This window comes from Halopseudomonas sp. (assembly GCF_036961105.1).
GTDB lineage: Bacteria > Pseudomonadota > Gammaproteobacteria > Pseudomonadales > Pseudomonadaceae > Halopseudomonas.
This window is the reverse complement of record NZ_JBALWW010000009.1, coordinates 12,091-34,474: the sequence shown is the minus strand read 5'-3', so window position 1 is coordinate 34,474 and position 22,384 is coordinate 12,091. Positions and strand designations below refer to the sequence as shown.

Here is a 22,384-nt window from a genome sequence, read left to right as displayed (position 1 = left end):
CTGGTGATTGAAATCTGTGAGTAGCACAGGCGCGAGGCGTAGCGCCATTATGTTGAATAACCTGCAGGAAAATGCAACTCGGAGGACACCCAAGGCTTTTCTGGTTGCTTCAGTACAACCGCGCCAACAGCGCCGTTACCGCCGTTTCCACCCGCAAAATCCGTTCTCCCAACTGCACCGGCTGCATGCCGGCGGCCACCATTTTTTCCACCTCATACGGAATCCAGCCGCCCTCCGGGCCGATGGCCAGGGTGAGCGGTTGATTGATGCCGCGGGGGCAGGCAGGGTAGTCACCGGGGTGGGCGACCAGGGCCAACTGGTTGTTGATGATGCCGGGCAGGCTGTCTTCCACGAAGGGCTTGAAGCGCTTTTCGATGCGCACAGTCGGCAGCAGGGTATCGCGCGCCTGCTCCAGACCCAGTAACAGGTTTTCGCGCAGGGCGTCGGGCTGCAGAAAGGGCGTTTGCCAGAAGCTTTTTTCCACGCGGTAGCTGTTCAGCAGGATGATCTCGGGCACGCCGAGCGTGGCGCAGTGCTGCAATATGCGGCGGAACATCTTGGGCCTGGGCATAGCCAGTAGCAAGGTGAGCGGCAATTTGGCCGGGGGCGGCGTGCTGAGCTGAACCTTCAATTCCGCGTGACTGCTGGTCAGCGCGGTGACCTCGCCGTGCCCCATCAAGCCGTTGATCCGGCCCACGCGCAGGTTGTCGCCGACGGCCACCTGCTGGATCTCCTGCATGTGTGCCAGGCGACGGCCACTCAGCCGCACCTGGTGCTCCGCGGTAAAGTCGCTGTCTTCCAGCAGCAGCAGGTTCATGCAGCGGGTTTGTCTTGCTCTTCTTCCTCGCCCTGGGGGCGAGCGCGAACAAAGCGACTGAACACGATGCCGACTTCATACAGCAGCCACATAGGTACGGCGAGCAGGGTCTGGGAAATGACGTCCGGCGGGGTGAGCACCATACCGATGGCAAAGCAGCCCACCACCACATAGGGGCGCGCCTTGGTCAGCGATTGCACATCGACAACGCCGACCAGTACCAGTAGCACCGTGGCGACGGGGATTTCGAACGACAGACCGAACGCCATGAAGAGTGTGAGCACGAAATCGAGGTAGCTGTTGATATCGGTCATCACCGCCACGCCCTCGGGCGCCGCGCTGGTGAAAAAGCCGAATACCAACGGGAAAACCACAAAGTAGGCAAAGGCCATGCCGCCATAGAACAACAGGATGCTGGAGGCCAGCAGCGGCACCGCCAGGCGCTTCTCGTGCTTGTACAGGCCGGGTGCGATAAAGCTCCAGATCTGGTGCAGCACGAAGGGCATGGCGAGAAAGAGCGCGCTGATCAGCGTGAGCTTGAACGGGGTGAGAAAGGGCGACGCCACATCCGTCGCGATCATGCTGGTGCCTGCGGGCATCAGCGCGCGCAGCGGCTCGGACACGAAGGCGTAGATATCGTTGGCGAAATAGAACAGCCCGGCGAAGATCACCAGCCAGATGCAGACGATGCGCAGCAGGCGCGAGCGCAGCTCGGTCAGGTGCGCGACCAAAGGCATGTCGCCGCCGGTCTTGGCCGGGGGTGGCAGCTCAGGGTTGCTCATGACGGGATGCTTGCTGTTCATCGGGTTCTTTGGCGGCGGGGGTGTCGGGCGTCTGCGAATCGGGTATGGCTGTAGTCTGCGGCGTTTGCGTTACATTTTGTTGACCGGCAGGTTTCACATTGCTGTTGCCTTTGGCAGGGTTGCCGCCATTCAGGCCATGCTTGTCGAGCTCGGCCATGATGCGCTCGTTGTGCAGTTGCTGACGGATTTCATCGGCGCCAATCTCACGCTCCACCTGGCTGCGCACTTCAGAGAAGCCGCGCTTGATCCGGCCAATGGTCAGGCTGACGGTGCGAATAGCACCGGGCAACCGTTCCGGGCCGAGTACCAGCAGGGCGAGTACCGCCACCACCAGCATTTCCAGAAAGCCGATGTCGAACATGGTTCAGGACCTGTGGTGTTACTGCTTGGACTCTGTGTCCCGTTTGTGTTCTTCGGCCTTGGCGTCCAGGGTTTCTCCCTGTTTGCTCTCGACCGAGGGCTTGTCGTCATCGTGCATCGACTTGCGAAAACCCTTGATGGCTTCGCCCAGATCGCCGCCGATGTTTTTCAGACGCTTGGTGCCGAACAGCAGAATGACGATCGCCAGAACGATCAGCAGCTGCCACAGACTGATTCCGCCAAAACCCATTACAACCTCCGGGGCAGAGCCCAATTCAATTGGTTAGTTGGAGCGCGAGGCTTTTTCTTCCAGACCGGACAGGTCGAAGCGACGCTCGAGTTCCTTGAGAATGTCATCCGGGCCCAGGCCCAGATGGCTGAGCATGACCAGTGAATGGAACCACAGGTCAGCGGTTTCGTAGATCAGATCGGACTTGTCGTCGCTGTGCTGACAGTCCTTGGCGGCGAGCAGCGTTTCAGTGCACTCCTCGCCAACCTTTTCCAGAATCTTGTTCAGGCCCTTGGCGTGCAGGCTGGCCACGTAAGACGAGTCGGCTGCGGCCTGTTTGCGCTGTTCCAGCACGACGGCCAGTTGGCTCAGGGTATCAGACATGCTGGGTTACTCTTTCGGGTTCTTGTAGAGCGCGGCCGGGTCGGTGATCACCGCATCCACGGTGTGCCACTGGCCGTCTTTCAATACGCGATAGAAGCAGCTTTCGCGGCCGGTGTGACAGGCGACGCCACCCATCTGCTCGACCTGAAGGATAATCACGTCGGCGTCGCAGTCGAGCCGCAACTCATGCAGCTGCTGCACATTGCCTGATTCTTCGCCCTTGCGCCACAGGCGGTTGCGTGAGCGTGACCAGTAAATGCCGCGCCCCTCCTGCACCGTGAGTTGCAGGGCCTCGCGGTTCATCCAGGCGACCATGAGTACGCGCTGTGTGTGAACATCCTGGGCGATGGCCGGAACCAGGCCCTCGGCATCCCACTTGATGCTGTCGAGCCAGTCGCCTTTGGCAGTTGAATCAGTCATGATTTTTCGTCTATCGGTTGATCTGCCAAGTGTGCCAGTTCTGCCGGGCGCTGACTACGCGCGGCGCAGAATCAGCCAACCACCCACGGCAATCAGCACCCATTGCGCCGGCGCCGCATTGATCCACAGATTGGGGTCGCCGCCCAGCGTGCTGCTGCCCAATACCAGCAGGGCAATGCCGGCAACACGCAGTGCCCAGTGGTTGCGCTGAGGCTCCGGTGGGCGTTCCACCGGTTGCGCGGCTATATTGCCCAGCGCCTTGTGCGCGGTGTCGATCAGTGCCGGCACGCGTTCCAGATGCTGTTGCCAGACCTTGGCCTGGTGCTGCGGCAGCATGCGCTCGCGCATCCAGCGTTCCAGATAGGGCTGAGCGGTGGTCCAGAGGTCGAGCTCAGGGTAGAGCTGGCGGCCCAGACCTTCGATGTTGAGCAGGGTTTTTTGCAGCAGCACCAGTTGCGGTTGTACTTCCATCTGGAAGCGACGGGCGGTCTGGAACAGGCGCAGCAACAGCTGGCCAAAGGAAATCTCGCTCAGCGGGCGCTCGAAGATGGGTTCGCAGACGCTGCGAATGGCGGCCTCGAACTCGTTGACGCGGGTGTCGGCGGGAATCCAGCCGGAGTCGATATGCAGCTGCGCCACGCGGCGGTAGTCGCGCTTGAAAAAGGCCATCAGGTTGCGCGCCAGGTAGCTTTGATCTTCCGGCGTCAGGCTGCCGACAATGCCGAAGTCGATGGCGATGTACTGCGGCTCCCAGGGGTGCGCGCGCGAGATGAAGATGTTGCCGGGGTGCATGTCGGCGTGGAAGAAGCTGTCGCGAAATACCTGGGTGAAAAAGATCTCGACGCCGCGTTCGGCCAGTTTCTTCATGTCGGTACGCTGGTCGGCCAGGGCCGCCAGATCGGTAACCGGGATGCCGCTGATGCGCTCCATCACCAATACCTTGTGGCGGCACCAGTCCCAGTACACGGTCGGAATATACAGTAGCTCGGAGCCTTCAAAGTTGCGTCGCAGTTGCGAGGCGTTGGCGGCTTCACGGTGCAGGTCGAGCTCGTCGAAAATGGTGCGCTCGTAGTCTTCCACCACTTCGACCGGGCGCAGACGACGCCCTTCGGCCGACACCCGCTCCAGACCGCGAGCGGCCAGGTACAGCCATTGGATATCCTGGTCGATCACCTCGCCGATTGCCGGGCGCACGACCTTGACCACTACCTCGGTGCCGTCGTGCAGGCGCGCGGCGTGCACCTGCGCCACCGAGGCGGACGCCAGCGGCTCATCGCTGAACTCGGCAAATACGCTCTCGATGCTTTGCCCCAACTGCTCTTCAATGCGCGCCCGGGCCTGATCGGCCGGAAAGGGCGGAACCTTGTCCTGCAGAAAGGCCAGTTCCAGGGCGATGTCGTCAGGCATCAGGTCGCGACGAGTGGAAAGAATCTGACCAAACTTGATGAACACCGGGCCCAGGTCTTCGCAGGCCAGGCGCAGGCGCGCGCCGCGGCTGAGGCCCTTTGGCGCCGGGCGCAGACGCCAGGGCCCCAGCTTCAGGCCCAGGCGTGCCAGTGCAGGCAGCGGCAATTCCAGCAGGATCTGATCGAGACGGTAACGGGTAAAGATATGCAGGATGCGCAGCAGGCGCGTAAAAGCGGTGATTCTCATGCGTCTGGTGTGTCCGGGTCGGTTGGGCTGAGCAGGGCGACGCGGGCTTCGAGCCGGTCAAGCTGCAGGCGCATTTCGTGGAGCGTTTCGGCGCTGGCGCGAGCCTCGGCCGTGCCGACCATTTGGCGGCTCTCTTCGGTCAGGTACTCACCCAGGGTCAGGCGCAAACTGTCTCGGCTTTCCTTGCCCCATTGGTGGCTGCGGCGCAGCAGGCTGCCGATGGCATGCGCCGGCACCGGCCCCAACCAGCGAGCCAGCTCGGCTTCGCCGTCCAGTTGCAGATCGCCGATGATGTTCTGCAGGCTGATCAGCACCTGACTGTCGCCAGTCAACGCCAACTCCGGGTGCTGCAACACGGCCTTGCGGTCGCCGCTGACCAGGAGTCTGGCGAGCACCGTGCTGGGGGCGCTGAGTTGGCAGTCGGGCTCGCCGGCATAATCGGCGTGCAGGCCGATGCTGCCCTCGGCAGGCAGCAGATAAAGTTGCCAGGCAGGTTCGCGCGCCGTGATCAGAATGACCTTGCCGCTGAGCGCGCCCAGGCGCTTGGCCGTGAGTGCGTCGCGTTGCAGCGCGGCCGCGATGCTGCGCTGCGCGGCGGCGAGCAGAGCCGCCGGCAACATCAGGGTTTGATCCCCCGATGCAGGGCTACGATGCCGCCGGTCATGTTGTGGTAGGTCACGCGGGCGAATCCGGCTTCTACCATCATCGCCTTGAGCGTTTCCTGATCGGGATGCATGCGAATGGATTCGGCCAGGTAGCGATAGCTCTCTGCGTCATTGGCCACCAGCTTGCCCATGAACGGCAGCAGCTTGAAGCTGTACTGATCGTACGCCTTGGACAGCAGTTCACTCTTGGGCTTGGAAAACTCCAGAATCAGCAGGCGGCCGCCCGGCTTGAGCACGCGCAGCATGGAGGCGATGGCGGCGTCTTTATGAGTGACGTTGCGCAGGCCAAAGGCAATGGTGATGCAGTCGAAGTAATTGTCGGGGAAGGGCAGTGCCTCGGCATCGGCCTGCACAAAGCGCACATTGCCGGCCACGCCCAGATCGAGCAGACGGTCGCGGCCGACCTTGAGCATCGACGCGTTGATGTCAGCCAGAATTACTTCGCCCTCTGGGCCCACGCGCTTGGCGAAGCGGCGGGTCAGATCACCGGTGCCGCCGGCAATGTCCAGTACCCGGTTGCCGGGACGCACGCCCGACAGCTCGATGGTGAAGCGCTTCCAGATGCGATGAATGCCGCCTGACATCAGGTCGTTCATGATGTCGTATTTGGCCGCCACCGAATGAAACACCTCAGCGACGCGCTGCGCCTTCTCTGATTCGGCTACTGTCTGAAAGCCGAAATGGGTAGTGCTTTCGGCGCTGTCGGTGTTCTGCTTGTCGCTCATGGAATCAGTCTGCCCTGGCAAAATCAGGCCCCATTCTAACCACTTTTTGCGGCCCGGCGGTGAATTAGCAGGTAGTTGAAAGGCTTCCTGCGCTGCCTTCGCGGTGTTGAGAACTCGCTTCGAATGCTCGCACCGCGAAAACTGCGCTTTTGCGCCCGCCAGCGGCGCGGCCGGATGGCGCTGCCTGTGCATCTGACGCAATTGTCGGGATGACGTTCCCGAGGCTTTACGGCATGCTACAGGGCCACCCAATTGATACACCCCATGGAGTAGCCGATGGCAACCGTAGACATTACCCGCGAGCACAGTCTGGGCAAGGAACAGGCCAAGGAAAAGGCGCAACTGATGGCCGACAAGCTGGCGCAGAAACTGGATGCCAAATGTGCCTGGCACGGCGATGAGCTGACGTTCAAGCGCAGTGGCGCCGATGGTTCCATTCATGTATCCGAATCGGACGTACGCGTCGTGGTCAAGCTGAGCATGATGTTGTCACCCATGCAGGGCATGGTTAAGGCCGAAATCGAGAAGGCGCTGCAAAAATACCTGGCCTGAGATGAGAAAGTCGGTTTTTTAGTATGTGTTTTCTAATTCCAAAGCGTAGCTTGCTGATCAAGGATCGGTAATCGGTCCATTGCAGTATCCCCACTTAATCAGGAGTTACCAACATGGCCAAGACTACTACCGCTAAAAAACTGGAAGACAACGCAACTTCATTCGCCGGTGACGTGAAGAACTACGCACACCAGATCTGGTTGGCAGGCCTGGGCGCATACGCCAAAGCCGGCAAGGAAGGCGCCGACTACTTCAAGAAGCTGGTCAGCGAAGGCGAAGAAGTTGAACAGCAAGGCAAGGAACTGCTGGCCAACCAGGTTGAAGCCGCCAACAGCCGCATTGAATCCTTCAAGGACAAAGTGCAGGAAAAGACCGGTGGCCGTTTCAGCAAGGTAGAAGAAGTGTTCGACGAACGCGTTGCTTCTACTCTGGGCCGCATGGGTATTCCGAGCAAGAAGGACATTGACCAGTTGTCTGCTAAGCTTGATGATCTGAGTGCTGCACTCAAGTCACTGCAAAGCAAGTAACGGTCACAGAGGAGTTGCTCCATGGCGGGTAAGAAGAAGGATCAGGATCCTGGCTGGGTTGCCGATATCGAAAGCTACTCACGTCAGATCTGGTTGGCTGGCTTGGGCGCCTATGCCAAGGTCGGCAAGGAGGGCGTCAAGCTCTTCGAAAATCTGATCAAGGATGGCGAAGTAGCCGAGAAGAAGGCCAAGGCCGAGATCGACAAACAGGTCGATGCAATCAAAGGCAAAGCCAAATCCGGCAAGAATCCACTCGATGCGGGTAAAGCCAAGGCCGACAAGGCCAAGGGTCGCCTCACCGGTAAGTGGAGTGAGCTGGAAGAAGCCTTCGACAAGCGCCTGAACAGCGCTGTCACCCGCCTGGGAGTACCCTCGCGCTCTGAGGTCAAGGCTCTGAACAGCAAGGTTGATGAACTGACCAAGCTGATCGAGCAACTGACCTCCGGCAAGGCGCCGGCTGCCAAGGCCGCCCCCAAAGCCAGCCCGGCCGCCGCGAAAGCGGCAGCCAAGCCGGCTGCGCGGGCAACCACGGCGAAAACCGCAGCGGCCAAGCCTGCAGCGGCCAAGCCAGCAGCCAAAACCGCCACGGCCACCAAGGCGGCGCCCAAGCCTGCGGCCAAGAAGCCTGCTGCCAAGACGGCCTCGGCCGCCAGTACTGCAGCGGCCAAGCCGGCGGCCGCACGCAAAACCGCTGCCAAGCCTGCCACTCCGGCCAAGCCCAAGGCACCTGCCAAGCCTCGCGCCGCAGCCAAGCCCAAGGCACCGGCCAAACCGAAGGCAACTCCGGCCGCAGTGAAAGCTGCAGAACCGGCAGCGCCAGCGGCGGCTACGCCGGCGCCCGCAGCCAAGCCAGGCGAGTCTTGATTCGCCCGGTTTGACGCTTAGGCAAAGCCGTAACACGAACCCCGAACAGTTTTCTGTTCGGGGTTTTTTATTGCCCTGGCCCACACACCCAAGCTTCCCGCATTTGCGGGTTTTCACGCCTGGGTGGGCAGATACGATTATTCGGCCTGTTTCGATTGCGGGAACCATTGGCGCTACCAGGGCGCCCAAAATGAACACCCGCATGAACAGGAGAACTGAACATGGCAACTTCACTGAACGGTAAACGTATTGCCTTTCTCGCCACCGATGGCGTGGAACAGATCGAACTCACGCGCCCCTGGCAGGACCTGAAGGACGCCGGCGCCACAGTGCAGCTGGTGTCGACCGACACGGGTGAGATCCAGGGCTTTAATCACCTCACCCCGGCAGACAACTTCTCGGTGGACAGCAGCACCCGGCAAGCCAAGGCGGAAGATTATGATGCCCTGGTACTACCCGGCGGCGTCGCCAATCCGGATGCGCTGCGCATGGATGAAAATGCCGTCAGCTTCATCCAAGGCTTTTTCAACGCCAACAAGCCTGTCGCCGCTATCTGCCACGCGCCCTGGTCACTGATCGAGGCGGGCGTGGTCAAGGGCCGAACGTTGACGTCCTGGCCGAGCCTGAAGACCGATATTGAAAACGCCGGTGGCAACTGGGTGGATAAGTCCGTTTGTCAGGATCAAGGCCTGATCACCAGCCGCAAGCCGGATGACCTGGACGACTTCTGCAGCACCATGCTGGAGGCTTTTGCAGCCTGAAGCTATAGCCTGAAGCCGAGCTCGCGCGGAGCTCGGCTTCTTCTTGCGGCTTGCAGCTGCAGTGAGGTCAGTCCGCCGCCAAAGCGCCGGTAACATCCTCCATAAATTCCAGCGCCCCCTGTTGGCGAATCACCCGGCGGTGCTGCGCCCAGAGCTCAGCCACCTTGTCGCGGTTGAGCTGTTGGCGGTCCAGCAGCACGCGGGTGTTGAGTTCGCCCACGGCAACCTTGCTGGGCACCTTGCTGAACACAAACTGGTTGCTGACCAATTCCAGGAAGGGGCCGGCTTTGCTGGTGGGCATGATGAAGGTGAGCTGCAGGCCGAGGGTTTCGGTCAGGTAGGCGATCACTTCGCGTGAGCGGGTTTCGTCCATGTGCATGAAGGCTTCATCGACGATCACCATGCGCAGGTGGCTGTCGCCCTCGTTGAAGCGGAAGGCACTGGTGACCGCTGCGGCGCGGATGATATAGGCGGGCGTTTCCAACTGGCCGCCCGAACCGGTGCCGTATTCGCTGAGGCGAATCGGCTGCTTGCCGGCCGGGTGCTTGAGGATGTCGTAACGACGGTAGCGGCGGTAATCGCTGATGCGCTCCAGCTCGCGCAGAGCCTGTTGTTCATCACCATCGAGCAGCAGGCTGAGCAACTGATCGCGGATACCGGCGGCCTTGTCGGACAGACTGCTGTCAAACAGGCTGGCGCCGTCGCCCAGATTCGGCGTTTGCATGATTTCCTTGAAGAAATCCCAATAGGCCTTGTACTCGGGCAGCCAGTCCCAGTCGAACTGGAAACGCTCGCGGTCGGCGCCGAACTGGTGATGTTCCAGCTCCTGGTTAAGATTCTCCAGCACGCGCCGGCCATCGTTGATCGCCTGGTGAATCTCGTGGCACAGGTCGCTGACAAAGGTGGTGTTGAAGCTGTCGCGCAGGCTCGCGAGCTGCTCCTGCTTTTCCAGCAGCACGTTGTTGCGCAGCCGGTTGTGCAGGTTGTCGAGCTGCTGGTGCAGGCTGCCCACATGGCTGAAAAACCCCAGGCTGTGCAGTTCCGCCGGAGTATCTGTCATCAGCATGTCGGCTGGCTGTGCTTGCTGGTTGTATTGCTCCATGGCGCGCTGCAGTTCGATTGCCTGACGGTGCAGTACGTCGGTGAGCGCCAGGCTGTCGGCGGCAAAGTCGAACTGGCCGCCGCTTTGCTGCAGCATGTTGTCGAGTTCTTGCAGTCGTGCTTGCGGGTCGAGACCGGGCACCTTGGCGGCGGCCTGGAGCAGGGCCTGTTCGGCCGCGTCCTTGGCATCCAATAGCTGATCACTCTGATCGGCAAAATGCTGAATTCGCTGCTCGCGGCTGCGCAGTTTTTCCTTCAACTCGCCATGCTGCTCGCCCAGTGCATCACGCTTGTGTTCCAGCTCGGCATGCCGCTGACTGACGCGCTGCTGCTGATCTTCCAGGTCGCGGTGTTCGCCCAGGTCGAGGGTCGCCAGCTGCTGTTCGACTTCGTGCAGTTGGCGTTGACTATCGAGCAAAGCGGCGGCGCGGGCGGCATAATCCAGCGGTTGAATCTGACTCAACTGGCGAGCCAGCTGCTGCAGTGCCTGATGCTGTTGTTGCTGGCTGTGGCGTTGCAGGCTCAGCTGCTCCAGCGCGCCCTCTTGCGCTGCGAGGTTACGTTCGCGGGCGGCGGCGCCGAACACCAGTTGGCTGTCGTCAATGTCGCAACGGAACAGCGCATAGTTGCCCGAGCCCATGCCCTCGCTGGTCACGCCCCGGCGGGTATGGCGCAGCGCCTCGGCATCGGCCACGCGGCTGACGCTGGCGTAGGAGGCGCGCAGATAATACTCGGCAATCTTGTGGCTGAAGCGCATGACCTTGAGGATCGAATCATCCGGCGGGCTGATGCGCTCGGCATCCTGACGTGCCTTCTGGCCCTGAATCACCCGGGCGCGGTTGCGCTCGCGGCTGTTCATCTGGCGCACGATGCGGATGGCTTCGGCTTCAAACTCGGGCTCCACAAGAATCGCGTAGCGGCTACCGCCAATGTAGCCTTCAATCGCCATCTGCCAATCGGGGTCGACAATCTCCACGTGGTCGCAGAGTACGCGCGGGTCGGCTTGCGGGCAGCGCTGGCGAATGGCGCGCAGCGCTTCCTCGACATACAGCGGGTAGCTGACGCGGCTGGAGTTCAATGCGCTGATGCGCTGGTTGGTCTGGTTGATCTGGCGCTCCAGCTGGCCGAGCTCGGCGGCGCTTTTTTGCGCCAACCGATCCAACTGTTGCAGCACCGTGACGCCCTCGGCGTCCTGCGTGCTGAGCAGCTCGGCCAGCTGGTTGTGGCTGGCCTGCTGACTGCGGATGGCATCCAGACCGGCGTCCAGCGGGGTAAGGTCGATCCAGTCGCGTGCCAGCAACTGATTGAGGTCGGCCACCGGTGCCTGCTCGGCGTTCATCACCGCCTGGCTGCGCTCACGCCAGCCGCGACTGGCCAGCGCGGGTAGGGATAGGCCGAAACTGTTTTGGCCAAGCAGCTGCTGGGTCGCGCGCAGCGCCTCGATATTGCGATCACGCTGCTGCGCCTGGGTCAGCAGCGCGGGCACCGCGCTGCGCAGCTGTTCACTCAGTTGGCTTTGGCGTTGCTCGAGCTGATCCTTGTTCTGCAAGGCAGGGATGCCCTGGCGACGGGCTTCGAGCTGAACCAATTCACCGTGGGCCTGCTTGATGCGCTCGGCAGTGAGTTTCTGTTCATCGCTGATGCTGGCGAGTTCGCTGTTCAGCTGCCGCTGCTCTTCCTTCGCAGCCAGATAGCCCTGCTGGTTCTTTTGCCAGCTGTGCGCGGCGGCGGCGTAGGTCAGGCCGGTGCGCTCCAGCCAGCTTTGCTGATAGCGTTCGGCCTGCTGGCTGGCGTACGACAGCAACTCGACGGCGGCGCGCACCCGGCTGGCTTCCTGCTCCATGCCGTGTACGGTGCGCAGCAACTCGCGGATGCGCTTGATGGTGTCGCCAAACTCGCGCGCCTCCAGCACTTCTTCGGCCACAAACTGATCGATGGATTTGACTGGTTTGTAGGCCATGAAGTTGGCGAAGGTGCGGGCGGCATTCTTGGCCTCGCGCACCGAGACCGCATCGGAGCGGCCGCGTAGCGCGCCGTAGAGGCGGGCCAGATAAGCGCTCTTGCGTTCATAGACTTCCACCTGCTGTTTGCCGAACTGGCGGCGCAGCAGGTTGGGCAGTTCGGTGACGCTGACCGCGTGGCGGCCATCGTCGCGGCTTTGCACAAAGTGCGAGAGTGAGAGCATTTCGCCCGGCACTATCATCAACAGCAGCTCGTCCTGGCGGGCCTGGCGGCTGCTGCCGGCGGCGTCCAGATGCGCCCGCACGCCGATCACTGCGGTAAAGGGCTCGGCCGACTCGCCTTGGGTAGGATGAAAGACGCCAACGATGTAGCCGTCGGTATCGTACGGCCGTGCAAAGGCGCCGTCGTCGCAGCCCAGTACGTAGGAGGCCAGGGTGCGCACCTGCTTGCCGCCGCGCCCGCGCTGGGTGGTCTCATCCTGGCCGGGGTTGTAGTTGAACAGGTTGTCGTGGGCGGCGGTCATCAGCGTTTGCAGCGCGTCGGCGGCGGTGGTCTTGCCGGAGCCGTTGCCGCCGGAAAACAGGTTGACCGGGCCGTACTCGAGTTCCTCAACCGGCAGGTTGCCCCAGTTGACGGTAATTGAGCGTTTCAGATACATCAGTGGCTATCCTCGGCGGGCAGGTCATGGTCGTCGTTATCTTCGCTCGGAGTGCTGGCCAGTTGAGCCAGGGCACTGTCGGTCACCAGGCTGATGATGCCGGGGCGAATAGTCAGCCAGGCTTCACCTTCATCCAGCGCGGCATCGCTCGGGCTGCGAATCAGCCGCAGTTGGCGCAGGCGGCGCAGCAGCGCCTTGCGCTCACCTTGCTGCTCCGGCAGGGAGCGGCCCAGCAGGTTGCGACAGCTGAGGTTGAGCGCCTCGAGCGAGAGCATTACCTGACCAAACTCGTCGATCTGACCTTCGCGCAGAGCCTGGTCGTACTCGGCGCGCAGCACCAGAATCAGCGCCACTTCCTGCTGGCTCAGGCGCTCGCGCAGGCCGCTGCTGAAGCTGTCTTCGCTATCGGCCAGACCGGGCACTTCGGCGCCCGGCGGGAAGATGCGCAGCAGGTTGAAGCGCGGCTCATGCAGTACGCGAATGCGCAGCACCGAGAGGTAGTCTTCCACCAGTTCGCTGACCTGCAGGTAGCGGTCGTAGAGTTCGGCCTCGCGCTGGCTTTCATCGCGGCACAGCACGCCGCGGTCGAGCAGGCGGATCATCAGCTCGGAAAAGGCTTCCGGGCTGAGGCCGCGTTCGTTGAGTTGGCTGTCCAGTGCGTCACGCATGATCGTCTTGTTCCAGGTCGATGATGAAGCCATCGCGGCGGGAGAAATAGGTTTCGTCGGTGATCGGCTCGCCGCTGGGCTCGATGCGCACGCGCAGGCCATGGCTGGCATGATCGGCGCCGGCCAGTTCGATCAGGTGGCTGAGCGCGAGCAGATCGCGGGCGTTGCTGATCGGCAGGTCGCGGTTGTCGATGCGCTTACCGCTGCCCAGCGCGCTGCGCAGGTAGTCGCGCAGGTTGCTGGCGTTGATGGTGAAGGCCTTGTCGAGCAACTGCTGCACGCCCAGTTCACGCAGTGTGAGATCATCCGGCTGATCCAGGTCGCTCATCAGACTGTGTACGGGCGGGCGCTCGCGGCGTTCGCGCAGGCGCACGCTGGCCGGGTCGACCAAGCCCAGACGCACGCTGGCCATGGCCTCGCCGGCGGCATCGAGCCGCGCCGCGCAGTCTTCCGGCGACAGACTGGACAGCTCGCGGCACAGACCCACCACATCGCTGTGCTTCTGGCTGTGCAGGTAGCTGAGCTGGCGAATGATGATGTCGGCGCGCTGGGTAAAACCCTGCAGCGTCTTGCGCAGTGCCGGCAGCATGATGTCGGAGGCATTGCGCAGGCGGCTTTCGATGCCGTCGAGCAGTTGCCAGAGCACCGAGCTGTTGGCATCGATCAGCAGGTCTGGCGCCAGGCGGCGCAGGTCGCGTTCCGCCTGCGCCTTCCATTCGCGCGGTTTGCGGCGGATGCGTTCGATGGTGTCCTGGATGCGCTCGCGGTGCTTTTCTACGCTGTCGGCGGACAGGCGGATGGCCACGTCCGGCTGGAAGCGCCGCTCCATGAAATCGAAGAACTGGTCGCTGGCCTGCTGCACCAGTTGCTGGGCTTCCACCTCACGCACCAGCTCACGCTTGCGCTCTTCCAACTCGGCGATGATGTCGGTGAAGTCAGCGATGATGCGCTCGGAGTATTCGTGCGCATCCAGCAGGTCATACACCTCGCCGTGATTGAGAAAGGCCGACAACGCATTCAGGGTGTTGCGCGTATTGCGGTGGCGGGTGCGCACGCTGCGCCCGTCCGCCTCCACCAGCGGTTGGGTAAACAGCCGGCCCATGCGGCTGAAGGGGTAGGTGGACTGAAAGGTGGCTTGATCGACCTGGCGCTCCAGCCAGCCGTGTTCCAGCAGAGCGGTGAGTATCCAGCCGGCCTGTTCACGGTTGCTCTTGAAGCGGCCGCCGTCATCCTCATCGCCTTCGAGCAGCGGCGCGCGTTCGAGTGCTTCGCAGAAGATGTCCAGCACCTGCTCGCGCTTGAGTGATTCGCCATAATCGGCGCGTGCGCTGTAGAGCCGCTCGTGCAGCAGGCGCAGGCACTCGACTATCTGTTCGCGGTATTTGCTGGTGAGCGGGCGGAAGAAATGCAGGCGCTCGTCGGTGAAAAACATGCGGGAATCGAGTCCGATCTGGGCAAAGGCGCATTATGCCTTAAACGCAGCGCCACGCCGCAAGGGACAAGCGACAAGCTGTGATGTGTGTCGGGGGGATAGTTGAGTGGCGGCAGAGGCGTGGCGGGTGACTGCCAGGAAGGATGGCCGCGGCCATCCATCCTGTGGTTGAAATGCTCTTCAGAGCTGTGGAGTCCAGGTCACGCTGACCAGTGCTGCACGTCCTTGCTCCTGATAGGCATAGTCGATCGATGGCGCTGGCCAAGGCCCTGTGGGCCGCTGATAGGTGCCCAGGTGATAGTCGCGATCCAGCACGTTACTGAGCCTGAGGTCCAGGCGCGTTGCTGTTGTTGCTTGCCAGCTGGATCTAAGGTCAAGCGTGCCATAGCCTGCGAGCGTCTCGCTGTTGGCTGCGTCGGCATAGCGCTGGCTGAATAGCGCCCAAGTGGCGCCAACCCCCAGGTTACCGAACCGGCGGTCCAGATCCATTGTCATGGTGCGCTTGGCCCGCAGTTGCAGGGTTTTCCCGGTCTGCCGGTCGCGCGGGTCGATGATGCTCAAAGCCGTTTGCGCGGTCCAGCCCATCAGCTCGCTAGCGACCGATACCTCAAGGCCGTTGATGCGTGCTTGCTTGGTATTTTCTACTTGGGCAGAGCTGCTGTCGTAGGCAATCAGGTCTTTGATATCGGTGCGGTAGAGAGAGGCTTCCCAATGGGTTTCCATAAAGTCTGCACGCCACTGCAGCTCCATGGAGCGGGAGCGCTCGGGGTCCAGATCAGGATTGCCGCCCCAGCCGGGTGGGGCATACAGGTCGTTGAAGGTCGGGGCTCTGAACGCGGTGGCGTAGCTCAGTATCCACTGCTGGTTGTCTCCGTTGGGAATGGCGAGTGCGGCATTCCAGGTGTTGTGATTGCCGAAATGCTGATTATCATCATGTCGCGCCCCAAGTTCAGTGCTGAAGTGTTCGGTGCTCCAACTGTGTTGAGCGAATGCGCCCAGATTCTCGCGGCGGGTCTTGCTGTAAGCGTTAGTCGCATCCAATCGGTCCCGTTGCCAGTCACTTCCTACATTTAGCTCCTGGGTGGTCGAAAGCTGAATCTGGTTCAGCCAGCTGGCTGAATGTCGGTAGGTAGTAATGGCGCCGTCGTTGAATCTGGATCCTACGGCTTTGTTGCGATCTTCGCTGCGACCCAGCTCAATGCGGCTTTGCCATGTATCAGAGAGCCTGCCTTGCAAATAACCGTTGTAGCCGCGCACACGGAACTGGTCTTCAGGGGTGCCGGGCATGTCATCGTAAGCGTCGTCGTACTCGTTCTTGCCATTCTGTTCGTTGACGCTGACGCCAGCGCTCCAATCCTGATTGAAGTCATGGTCCAAACGCCCAAAAAAGGCTTTATTGCGTTGGCCCTCCGTGTCACGGTCATTGCCTTGATTGTCTGCTGTCAGATCGAAGCCGTCTGATTCGTTGAGGCTGGCCCCCACTATAAAGCGAGTGCTCTGGTTGCCGCCGCTGATGTTGACGCTTCGTTCGTAGGTTTGGTTGGTGCCAGCGCCAAGGCGTACGCTGGGCTGCAAGCCATTGCGGCCCTTACGCGTAAATATCTGGATTACGCCGCCGACGGCATCGGCACCGTAGACAGAGGATCTGGGGCCACGAATGACTTCGACGCGCTCTATGTTGTCGATATTCAGATAGTCCAGCCGCGCTATGCCGGTGGTTGCAGAAGAAATTCGCTGACCATCAACCAGTACCAGCGTTTGTGCGGTATTGCCGCCGCGGACGAAGTAGGCCGGAATTCCGCCGTTGCTGTTTTGCTGAACGCCCGGAACTCTGCGCAGAAGCTCTGGCACGCTACGCGCCTGCAGCCGCTCGATATCGTTTCTGTCAAAGATCGTATTGGCAGACAACACGGAGCTGCGAGGTTGCTCGATGCGTGACGCAGTAACAATGGTATCGGACAAGCCCAGCGTGTCGCTGGCTTGCGCAACAGCGCTGGCCAGCAGGGCTGGCAACAGGAGTAGAGCTGGTTTCATTCTGAATCCTCAAAAGTAATGCTTTTGAGAAGGGCGGGGAGTCAGGAGGGTGCCATGCAGAAGTGACCGGGCGACCACGCCGACCGGTGACGCCCTCCGCGACACCTCAGCAATAAAGTCGCCGCGCGTGGGCGCAGCAGCTTAGCGCAGTGGGCCGGTCTCCGGGCTCAGAATCGGACTGCGGTCGCCTTCCCGTGCACAGCACAGTGGCGTTCGACAGCAGCTGCAGGCAAACCTGCGACTCTTTACCGTTGCGGGGGCAGCGTCGGGGTTGCACCGACTTCCCGTTTCACCCGATCCGCGCGGCGGATCAGGCACCCAATGCGAGTACCAAGAATTGGAGCGGGACTTTAGGGCTTTCAGTCGGTGGGGTCAAGCCCCTGGTCAGACTCGGGAAGGGTGCTCAGACGATGACGGATCGCGGCTTCGATGCCCGCCGCATCCAAACCGCACTCGGCCAGCATCTGCGCGGGCTTGGCGTGTTCCACAAAGAGATCGGGCAGACCCAGGTTGAGCACCGGCGTACTGATACCTTCAGCCAGTAGCCATTCATTCACGGCGCTGCCCGCCCCCCCCATCACGGCGTTCTCTTCGAGCGTGACCAGTAGTTTGTGGGTGGCGCTCAATTCAGCGATCAGTGCGGTGTCGAGCGGTTTCACAAAACGCATGTTGGCGACGCTGGCGTTCAACGCTTCGGCGGCCTTGAGCGCCTGTTGATGCAGGGTGCCAAAACAGAGAATGGCCACCTCTTGTCCATCACGGGTGACGACGCCCTTGCCGATCGGCAGGGTGTCGAGGGCCGGATCAATCGGCGTGCCCGGTCCGGTGCCGCGCGGGTAGCGCACAGCGGCGGGGCCGTCATGCAAAAAGCCGGTGCTGAGCATTTGCCGGGTTTCGTTCTCATCCGCTGGGGCCATGATTACCATGTTCGGCAGGCAGCGCAGGTAGGAGAGATCAAAGCTGCCGGCGTGGGTGGGGCCGTCTTCGCCCACCAGACCGGCGCGGTCGATGGCGAAGAGCACATCCAGATTCTGCACGGCCACGTCGTGTACTACCTGATCGTAGGCGCGCTGCAGAAAGGTCGAATAGATAGCGACAACCGGCTTGGCGCCTTCGCAGGCCATACCAGCGGCCAGGGTAACCGCGTGCTGTTCGGCAATGGCGACGTCAAAATAGCGGTTGGGATACTGCTCGGCAAAGGCGATCAGGTCGGAGCCTTCCTTCATCGCCGGCGTGATGCCGATCAGGCGCGCATCCTGCGCGGCCATGTCGCACAACCATTGGCCAAAAATATTCGAAAATTTGGGTTTGCTGGCGCCGGTGGGCGCGGCGGGCTTGGGTTCCAGCTTGGTAATGGCGTGGTAACCAATCGGGTCCGCTTCGGCCGGGGAAAAGCCCTTGCCCTTTTGCGTAACCACATGCAGAAATTGCGGGCCCTTGAGCTCGCGCATGTTCTTCAGGGTTTTTACCAGCGCGGGCAGATCGTGGCCGTTGATCGGGCCTATGTAATTCCAGCCCAGCTCTTCAAACAGGGTGCCTGGCACCAGCATGCCCTTGGCGTGTTCTTCGGTCTTGCGCGCCAGCTCCCAGGCTTGCGGCAGCTTCGACAATACCTTTTTGCTGCCTTCACGCATGTGCGAATAGGTGCGGCTGGACAGGATTTTGGCCAGGTAATTGGACAGCCCGCCAACGTTGCGCGAGATTGACATGTCATTGTCGTTGAGCACCACCAGCATGTTGGCCTGGGCGTCGCTGGCGTGGTTCAGGGCCTCAAAGGCCATGCCGGCGGTGAGCGCGCCGTCGCCGATCACCGCGACGGTACGGCGGTCCAGCCCCTGCAGGTTGGCCGCAATCGCCATGCCCAGCGCCGCGCTGATTGAGGTGCTGGAATGGCCAACGCCAAAGGTGTCGTAGGGGCTTTCTACCCGGCGCGGGAAGGCGGCCAGGCCATCCTTCTGGCGCAGACTGGCCATCTGCTCGCGGCGGCCGGTGAGAATCTTGTGCGGGTAAGCCTGGTGGCCTACGTCCCAGACCAGGCGGTCTTCGGGGGTGTGGTAGGCGTAGTGCAGCGCTATAGTCAGCTCGATAACACCGAGGCCTGCGCCAAAGTGCCCGCCGGTCTGACCCACACTCCAGAGCAGAAACAACCGCAACTCATCCGCCAGTTCAGGCAGGCAGCTTTCATCCAGCTCGCGCAGCTGCGCGGTGTCGTCAAGACTGTCCAGCAGCGGTGTGCTGGGGCGTTGGTGCGGTATTTCATGAAAAGTGCTGGGCATCAAACAAGGCTCTGAATGCCATTGGCAATGGCAGGAAAACAAGTGCGCAGTTTAACCGATGCACCTCGATAGCCCAACAGCTAGCAAGGTTGTTTAAAAACGGCGCTGCACTATGTAGTCGGCCAACTGCTGCAGATGGTTGGCGCGCTCGCCTAGTGGCTGCAGTGCGGCAACGGCCTGATCGCGCAACTGGTCCGCCAGTTGATGAGCACCATCTAGGCCCAGGAGTGCGGGGTAGGTGGGCTTGTCGCGGGCCATATCGGCGCCCTGGCGTTTGCCCAGCACGCTGGTCTCGCTTTCGATGTCGAGAATGTCATCCTGCACCTGAAAGGCCAGGCCGATGCAGTCGGCGTAGACCGCCAGCGTTTGTAGCTGAGTCTCGCTGGCGTGTTCACTGGCGAGGGCGCCAAGCTGAATGCTGGCGCTGATCAGCGCGCCGGTCTTGTGGCGGTGCATCATCTCCAGCGTGGTCTGGTCGATCTTTTCGCCGACCGCGCCCAGGTCTATCGCCTGGCCGCCAACCATGCCCTGTGGTCCGGCGGCGCGCGCCAGGGTCTGCAGCATCTGCAGGCGGGTCTGCGGCTGCCAGTCGCCAAGGCGGCTCAGCCAGTCAAAAGCCAGCGCCTGCAGCCCGTCGCCGGCGAGGATGGCAGTGGCTTCATCGAAGGCGCGGTGACAGGTCGGCTGGCCGCGACGCAGGTCGTCGTCGTCCATCGCTGGCAGGTCGTCATGAATCAGCGAGTAGGCGTGCACCAGCTCAACGGCGCCGGCTGCCGGGTTGGCGGCTTCCGGGTTACCGCCGAGGGCTTCGCAGCTGGCGTAGCAGAGCAGCGGTCGCACACGCTTGCCGCCGTTGACCACGCTGTAGCGCATGGCGGCGTAAAGGCGGTCAAGGCGCGGCTGGGGAGTACTCAGCTGGCTCAGCAAAAACTGGTTTATACGCGTCTGGCAGGCTTCGAGATAGCCAGAAAACTCGCTCATTCAGCAGGACCATCGAAAGGCTCGGTGCTCAACTCGCCGTTCTTCTCGACCAGTTGCTGCACCTTTTGCTCGGCCTGACTGAGCGCCTGCTGGCAGTCACGGGTAAGCACCACGCCCTGCTCGAAGGCGCTAAGGGATTCCTCTAGGCTGAGCTCGCCGCTTTCGAGGCGCTCGACCAACTGCTGCAACTCGCCGAGTGACTGTTCAAAGTCCACGGTCGGTTTTTTCCGTGCCATGCGCTACCTCGTCTACGGCGTGGGTGAAACGGCTGAACATTACCCAAGGGTGGGGGTGGGGTCAATTGGCAGTACTGCGCTCTGGGCTAGAAGTCACGGGTTAGAAGTCGCCCCAACGCTGCTGCGCCATACTGAGTGCCACGACGGGCGCCGTTTCGGTACGCAGTACACGCGGTCCAAAGCGGGCGGCGATAAAGCTGGCCGCTTCGGCCTGTTGTATCTCAGCTGCGCTCAGCCCTCCCTCGGGGCCTATCAGCAGGGCCAGCGAGGCGGGCGTAGGCAGTTGATCCAGGTCCTGCTCGGTACGATGGTGCAGCACCAGCTTGAGGTCGCATTTCAGCGCGGCCATCCAGTCGTGCAGATTGGCCGGTGGGTGTACTACGGGCACCACGCTGCGGCCGCACTGCTCACAGGCGCTCACCGCCACCTGTTGCCAGTGCGCCTGGCGTTTGTCGGCGCGCTCGCCCTGCAATTTGACCTCGCAGCGCTCGGTAAAGAGGGGCGTAATCTCGCTGACCCCCAGCTCCACGGCTTTCTGAATGGCCCAGTCCATACGCTCGCCGCGCGACATGGCCTGGCCCAGGTGGCTGTGCAGCGGCGATTCGGGCATGCCCGCGACGGCCGTCTGCAGTTTTACCAATACCTCGCGCTTGCCTGCGGCCATGACTTCGCCCGGCCACTCCTGGCCGCTGCCGTTGAATATCTGCACCTGTGCGCCCGGCCCCAGGCGGAGTACCCGGCCGATATAGTGGGCGACATCGCCGGTCAGCCTTTGCTCGCCTTCGCTCAGGGGGGTGTCGAGATAGAAGCGGGAGACGCGCACTGGCTTAGTCCCGTGTGGCCAGTTGGATGCCTTCCCAGGCGACGCTGGCAAGGTGGTCGATCTGATCCGGCGTGATCACGTAGGGCGGCATGAAATACACCACGCTGCCCAGCGGTCGCAACATGGCCTCGTTCTTCAGCGCGTGCTGGTAAACGCGAATGCCGCGCCGTTCCTGCCACGGGTAAGCCTCTTTGGTGGCCTTGTTCTTGACCATCTCGATGGCCAGTACCATGCCGGTCTGGCGCACTTCGGCCACGTGCGGATGATCAGCAAAGTGCGCGGTGGCCTTGGCCATGTGCGCCGAGAGTGCCTTGTTGGCCTCGATCACGTTGTCGCGCTCGAGCAGATCCAGGGTCGCCAGCGCCGCGGCGCAGGCCAGCGGGTTGCCGGTGTAGCTGTGCGAGTGCAGGAAGGCGCGCATGCTTTCGTAGTCGTCGTAGAAGGCCTGGTAGATCTTGTCGTTGGTCATGCATACGGCCATCGGCAGGTAACCGGCGGTCAGCGCCTTGGACAGACAGAGAAAGTCTGGCGCGATATCGGCCTGCTCGCAGGCAAACAGGCTGCCGGTGCGGCCGAAGCCGACGGCAATTTCATCGTGAATCAGGTGCACGCCGTAGCGGTCGCAAGCCTCGCGCAGCAGCTTGAGGTAGACCGGATGATACATGCGCATGCCACCGGCACACTGGATCAGCGGTTCTACGATCACCGCAGCAACTTCGTTGTGGTTTTGCTCCAGCGCGCGCTCCATGTGGGCGAACATCTTGCGGCTGTGCTCTTCCCAGCTTTCGCCTTCTTCACGGTCATAGCAGTCGGGGGAGGGCACGGTGATGACTTCCATCAGCAGTGGCTGATAGGTTTCCTTGTACAACGCGACGTCGCCCACGGCGAGGGCAGCGAGGGTCTCGCCGTGGTAGCTGTTGGACAGGGTGATAAAGCGCTTTTTCTCCGGCTTGCCGATGTTGAGCCAGTAGTGGAAGCTCATCTTCAGCGCCACTTCGATGCAGGATGAACCGTTGTCGGCGTAGAAACAGCGCGTCAGCGGCGCGGGGGTCATCTTTACCAGGCGTTCGGACAGCTCGATCACCGGCGGGTGGCTGAAACCGGCGAGGATCACGTGCTCCAGAGTGTCGAGTTGATCCTTGATGCGCTGGTTGATGTAGGGGTTGGCGTGGCCGAAGATGTTGACCCACCAGGAGCTGACCGCATCCATATAGCGGTTGCCTTCGAAGTCGTGCAGCCAGATGCCTTCGCCGCGTTGTACCGGAATCACCGGCATGTGTTCATGGTCTTTCATCTGGGTGCAAGGGTGCCAGAGCACCGAAATGTCGCGTTGCATCCAATCGTTGTTCAAGCCCATGTTCACCTCATCTGTCAGAAACCGTGGTCGCTGGATTGTACATGAGGCGGGCTGTGGCTGCCGAGGGCGCGGTAGGGTGCTGGAAGGACAGCGTGC

Annotated in this window: 22 protein-coding genes and 1 riboswitch; of the genes, 4 read left to right on the top strand and 18 right to left on the bottom strand. The window is 61.8% G+C overall.

The genetic code is table 11. The annotated features are described in order from the left end of the window. Nucleotides 1-109: 109 nt before the first annotated feature. From V7756_RS10670 to ubiE, 9 genes are read right to left on the bottom strand one after another with little or no spacing between them, the layout of a single operon-like run. Nucleotides 110-817 (bottom strand): 16S rRNA (uracil(1498)-N(3))-methyltransferase, encoded by a 708-nt coding sequence (locus V7756_RS10670; RefSeq protein ID WP_335610153.1) that lies wholly within the window; start codon nucleotides 815-817, stop codon nucleotides 110-112. Next, nucleotides 814-1,599: a twin-arginine translocase subunit TatC gene (gene tatC / locus V7756_RS10665; protein WP_335610152.1), complete on the bottom strand. Its 786-nt coding sequence runs from the start codon at nucleotides 1,597-1,599 to the stop codon at nucleotides 814-816. Before tatC ends, V7756_RS10670 begins: the two co-directional genes overlap by 4 nt. Then, on the bottom strand, nucleotides 1,586-1,981 hold the full coding sequence (gene tatB, locus V7756_RS10660) for a Sec-independent protein translocase protein TatB (protein ID WP_335610151.1): 396 nt from the start codon (nucleotides 1,979-1,981) through the stop codon (nucleotides 1,586-1,588). Before tatB ends, tatC begins: the two co-directional genes overlap by 14 nt. A gap of 18 nt (nucleotides 1,982-1,999) precedes the next feature. Next, entirely contained in the window at nucleotides 2,000-2,230 is a 231-nt protein-coding gene (gene tatA / locus V7756_RS10655) for a twin-arginine translocase TatA/TatE family subunit (RefSeq protein WP_335610150.1), read from the bottom strand. Between the two features lie 33 nt (nucleotides 2,231-2,263). After that, entirely contained in the window at nucleotides 2,264-2,593 is a 330-nt protein-coding gene (locus V7756_RS10650; RefSeq protein WP_335610149.1) for a phosphoribosyl-ATP diphosphatase, read from the bottom strand. 6 nt (nucleotides 2,594-2,599) lie between these two features. After that, entirely contained in the window at nucleotides 2,600-3,013 is a 414-nt protein-coding gene (gene hisI / locus V7756_RS10645) for a phosphoribosyl-AMP cyclohydrolase (RefSeq protein ID WP_335610148.1), read from the bottom strand. Nucleotides 3,014-3,067: 54 nt separating this feature from the next. Beyond that, nucleotides 3,068-4,666, bottom strand: coding sequence for a ubiquinone biosynthesis regulatory protein kinase UbiB (gene ubiB, locus V7756_RS10640; RefSeq protein ID WP_335610147.1), 1,599 nt, complete (start codon nucleotides 4,664-4,666; stop codon nucleotides 3,068-3,070). Continuing rightward, nucleotides 4,663-5,286, bottom strand: coding sequence for a ubiquinone biosynthesis accessory factor UbiJ (locus V7756_RS10635; protein WP_335610146.1), 624 nt, complete (start codon nucleotides 5,284-5,286; stop codon nucleotides 4,663-4,665). The genes ubiB and V7756_RS10635 overlap by 4 nt, the downstream gene beginning before the upstream one ends. Then, nucleotides 5,286-6,056 (bottom strand): bifunctional demethylmenaquinone methyltransferase/2-methoxy-6-polyprenyl-1,4-benzoquinol methylase UbiE, encoded by a 771-nt coding sequence (gene ubiE / locus V7756_RS10630; RefSeq protein WP_335610145.1) that lies wholly within the window; start codon nucleotides 6,054-6,056, stop codon nucleotides 5,286-5,288. Before ubiE ends, V7756_RS10635 begins: the two co-directional genes overlap by 1 nt. Nucleotides 6,057-6,332: 276 nt before the next feature. On the opposite strand from ubiE, the gene V7756_RS10625 reads away from it, so the two are divergent. The 4 genes from V7756_RS10625 (at nucleotide 6,333) to V7756_RS10610 (ending at nucleotide 8,760) form a co-directional block, all read left to right on the top strand. Beyond that, complete coding sequence (locus V7756_RS10625) at nucleotides 6,333-6,608, top strand: polyhydroxyalkanoic acid system family protein (RefSeq protein WP_335610144.1); 276 nt, start codon at nucleotides 6,333-6,335, stop codon at nucleotides 6,606-6,608. 113 nt (nucleotides 6,609-6,721) lie between these two features. After that, entirely contained in the window at nucleotides 6,722-7,135 is a 414-nt protein-coding gene (locus tag V7756_RS10620) for a phasin family protein (RefSeq protein ID WP_335610143.1), read from the top strand. A 21-nt stretch (nucleotides 7,136-7,156) separates the two neighbouring features. Beyond that, the gene (locus V7756_RS10615; protein WP_335610142.1) at nucleotides 7,157-7,999 is read left to right on the top strand and encodes a phasin family protein; all 843 of its coding nucleotides are present in this window, start codon (nucleotides 7,157-7,159) and stop codon (nucleotides 7,997-7,999) included. Nucleotides 8,000-8,220: 221 nt separating this feature from the next. After that, nucleotides 8,221-8,760, top strand: a complete 540-nt coding sequence (locus tag V7756_RS10610) for a type 1 glutamine amidotransferase domain-containing protein (RefSeq protein ID WP_335610141.1) — start codon at nucleotides 8,221-8,223, stop codon at nucleotides 8,758-8,760. A gap of 67 nt (nucleotides 8,761-8,827) precedes the next feature. Here the strand turns inward: V7756_RS10610 and V7756_RS10605 are convergent, their stop codons facing one another. From V7756_RS10605 to V7756_RS10565, 9 genes are all read right to left on the bottom strand, one after another. After that, nucleotides 8,828-12,481, bottom strand: coding sequence for an ATP-binding protein (locus V7756_RS10605; RefSeq protein WP_335610140.1), 3,654 nt, complete (start codon nucleotides 12,479-12,481; stop codon nucleotides 8,828-8,830). Beyond that, on the bottom strand, nucleotides 12,481-13,149 hold the full coding sequence (locus V7756_RS10600; RefSeq protein ID WP_335610139.1) for a DUF4194 domain-containing protein: 669 nt from the start codon (nucleotides 13,147-13,149) through the stop codon (nucleotides 12,481-12,483). Before V7756_RS10600 ends, V7756_RS10605 begins: the two co-directional genes overlap by 1 nt. Then, on the bottom strand, nucleotides 13,142-14,581 hold the full coding sequence (locus tag V7756_RS10595; RefSeq protein ID WP_335610138.1) for a Wadjet anti-phage system protein JetA family protein: 1,440 nt from the start codon (nucleotides 14,579-14,581) through the stop codon (nucleotides 13,142-13,144). The genes V7756_RS10600 and V7756_RS10595 overlap by 8 nt, the downstream gene beginning before the upstream one ends. Nucleotides 14,582-14,761: 180 nt before the next feature. Beyond that, entirely contained in the window at nucleotides 14,762-16,615 is a 1,854-nt protein-coding gene (locus V7756_RS10590) for a TonB-dependent receptor domain-containing protein (protein ID WP_335610137.1), read from the bottom strand. Nucleotides 16,616-16,750: 135 nt separating this feature from the next. Beyond that, nucleotides 16,751-16,952: riboswitch (cobalamin riboswitch) on the bottom strand. A gap of 22 nt (nucleotides 16,953-16,974) precedes the next feature. Continuing rightward, the gene (gene dxs, locus V7756_RS10585; protein WP_335610136.1) at nucleotides 16,975-18,891 is read right to left on the bottom strand and encodes a 1-deoxy-D-xylulose-5-phosphate synthase; all 1,917 of its coding nucleotides are present in this window, start codon (nucleotides 18,889-18,891) and stop codon (nucleotides 16,975-16,977) included. 93 nt (nucleotides 18,892-18,984) lie between these two features. Beyond that, nucleotides 18,985-19,872, bottom strand: a complete 888-nt coding sequence (locus tag V7756_RS10580) for a polyprenyl synthetase family protein (protein ID WP_335610135.1) — start codon at nucleotides 19,870-19,872, stop codon at nucleotides 18,985-18,987. After that, nucleotides 19,869-20,108 carry an exodeoxyribonuclease VII small subunit gene (locus V7756_RS10575; RefSeq protein ID WP_335610134.1) on the bottom strand — a complete coding sequence of 80 codons (240 nt, stop codon included), beginning with the start codon at nucleotides 20,106-20,108 and terminating at the stop codon, nucleotides 19,869-19,871. The genes V7756_RS10580 and V7756_RS10575 overlap by 4 nt, the downstream gene beginning before the upstream one ends. 100 nt (nucleotides 20,109-20,208) lie before the next feature. Then, entirely contained in the window at nucleotides 20,209-20,931 is a 723-nt protein-coding gene (locus V7756_RS10570; protein ID WP_335610133.1) for a 16S rRNA (uracil(1498)-N(3))-methyltransferase, read from the bottom strand. Between the two features lie 4 nt (nucleotides 20,932-20,935). Then, the gene (locus V7756_RS10565; RefSeq protein WP_335610132.1) at nucleotides 20,936-22,288 is read right to left on the bottom strand and encodes an adenosylmethionine--8-amino-7-oxononanoate transaminase; all 1,353 of its coding nucleotides are present in this window, start codon (nucleotides 22,286-22,288) and stop codon (nucleotides 20,936-20,938) included. Between the last annotated feature and the right edge of the window lie 96 nt (nucleotides 22,289-22,384).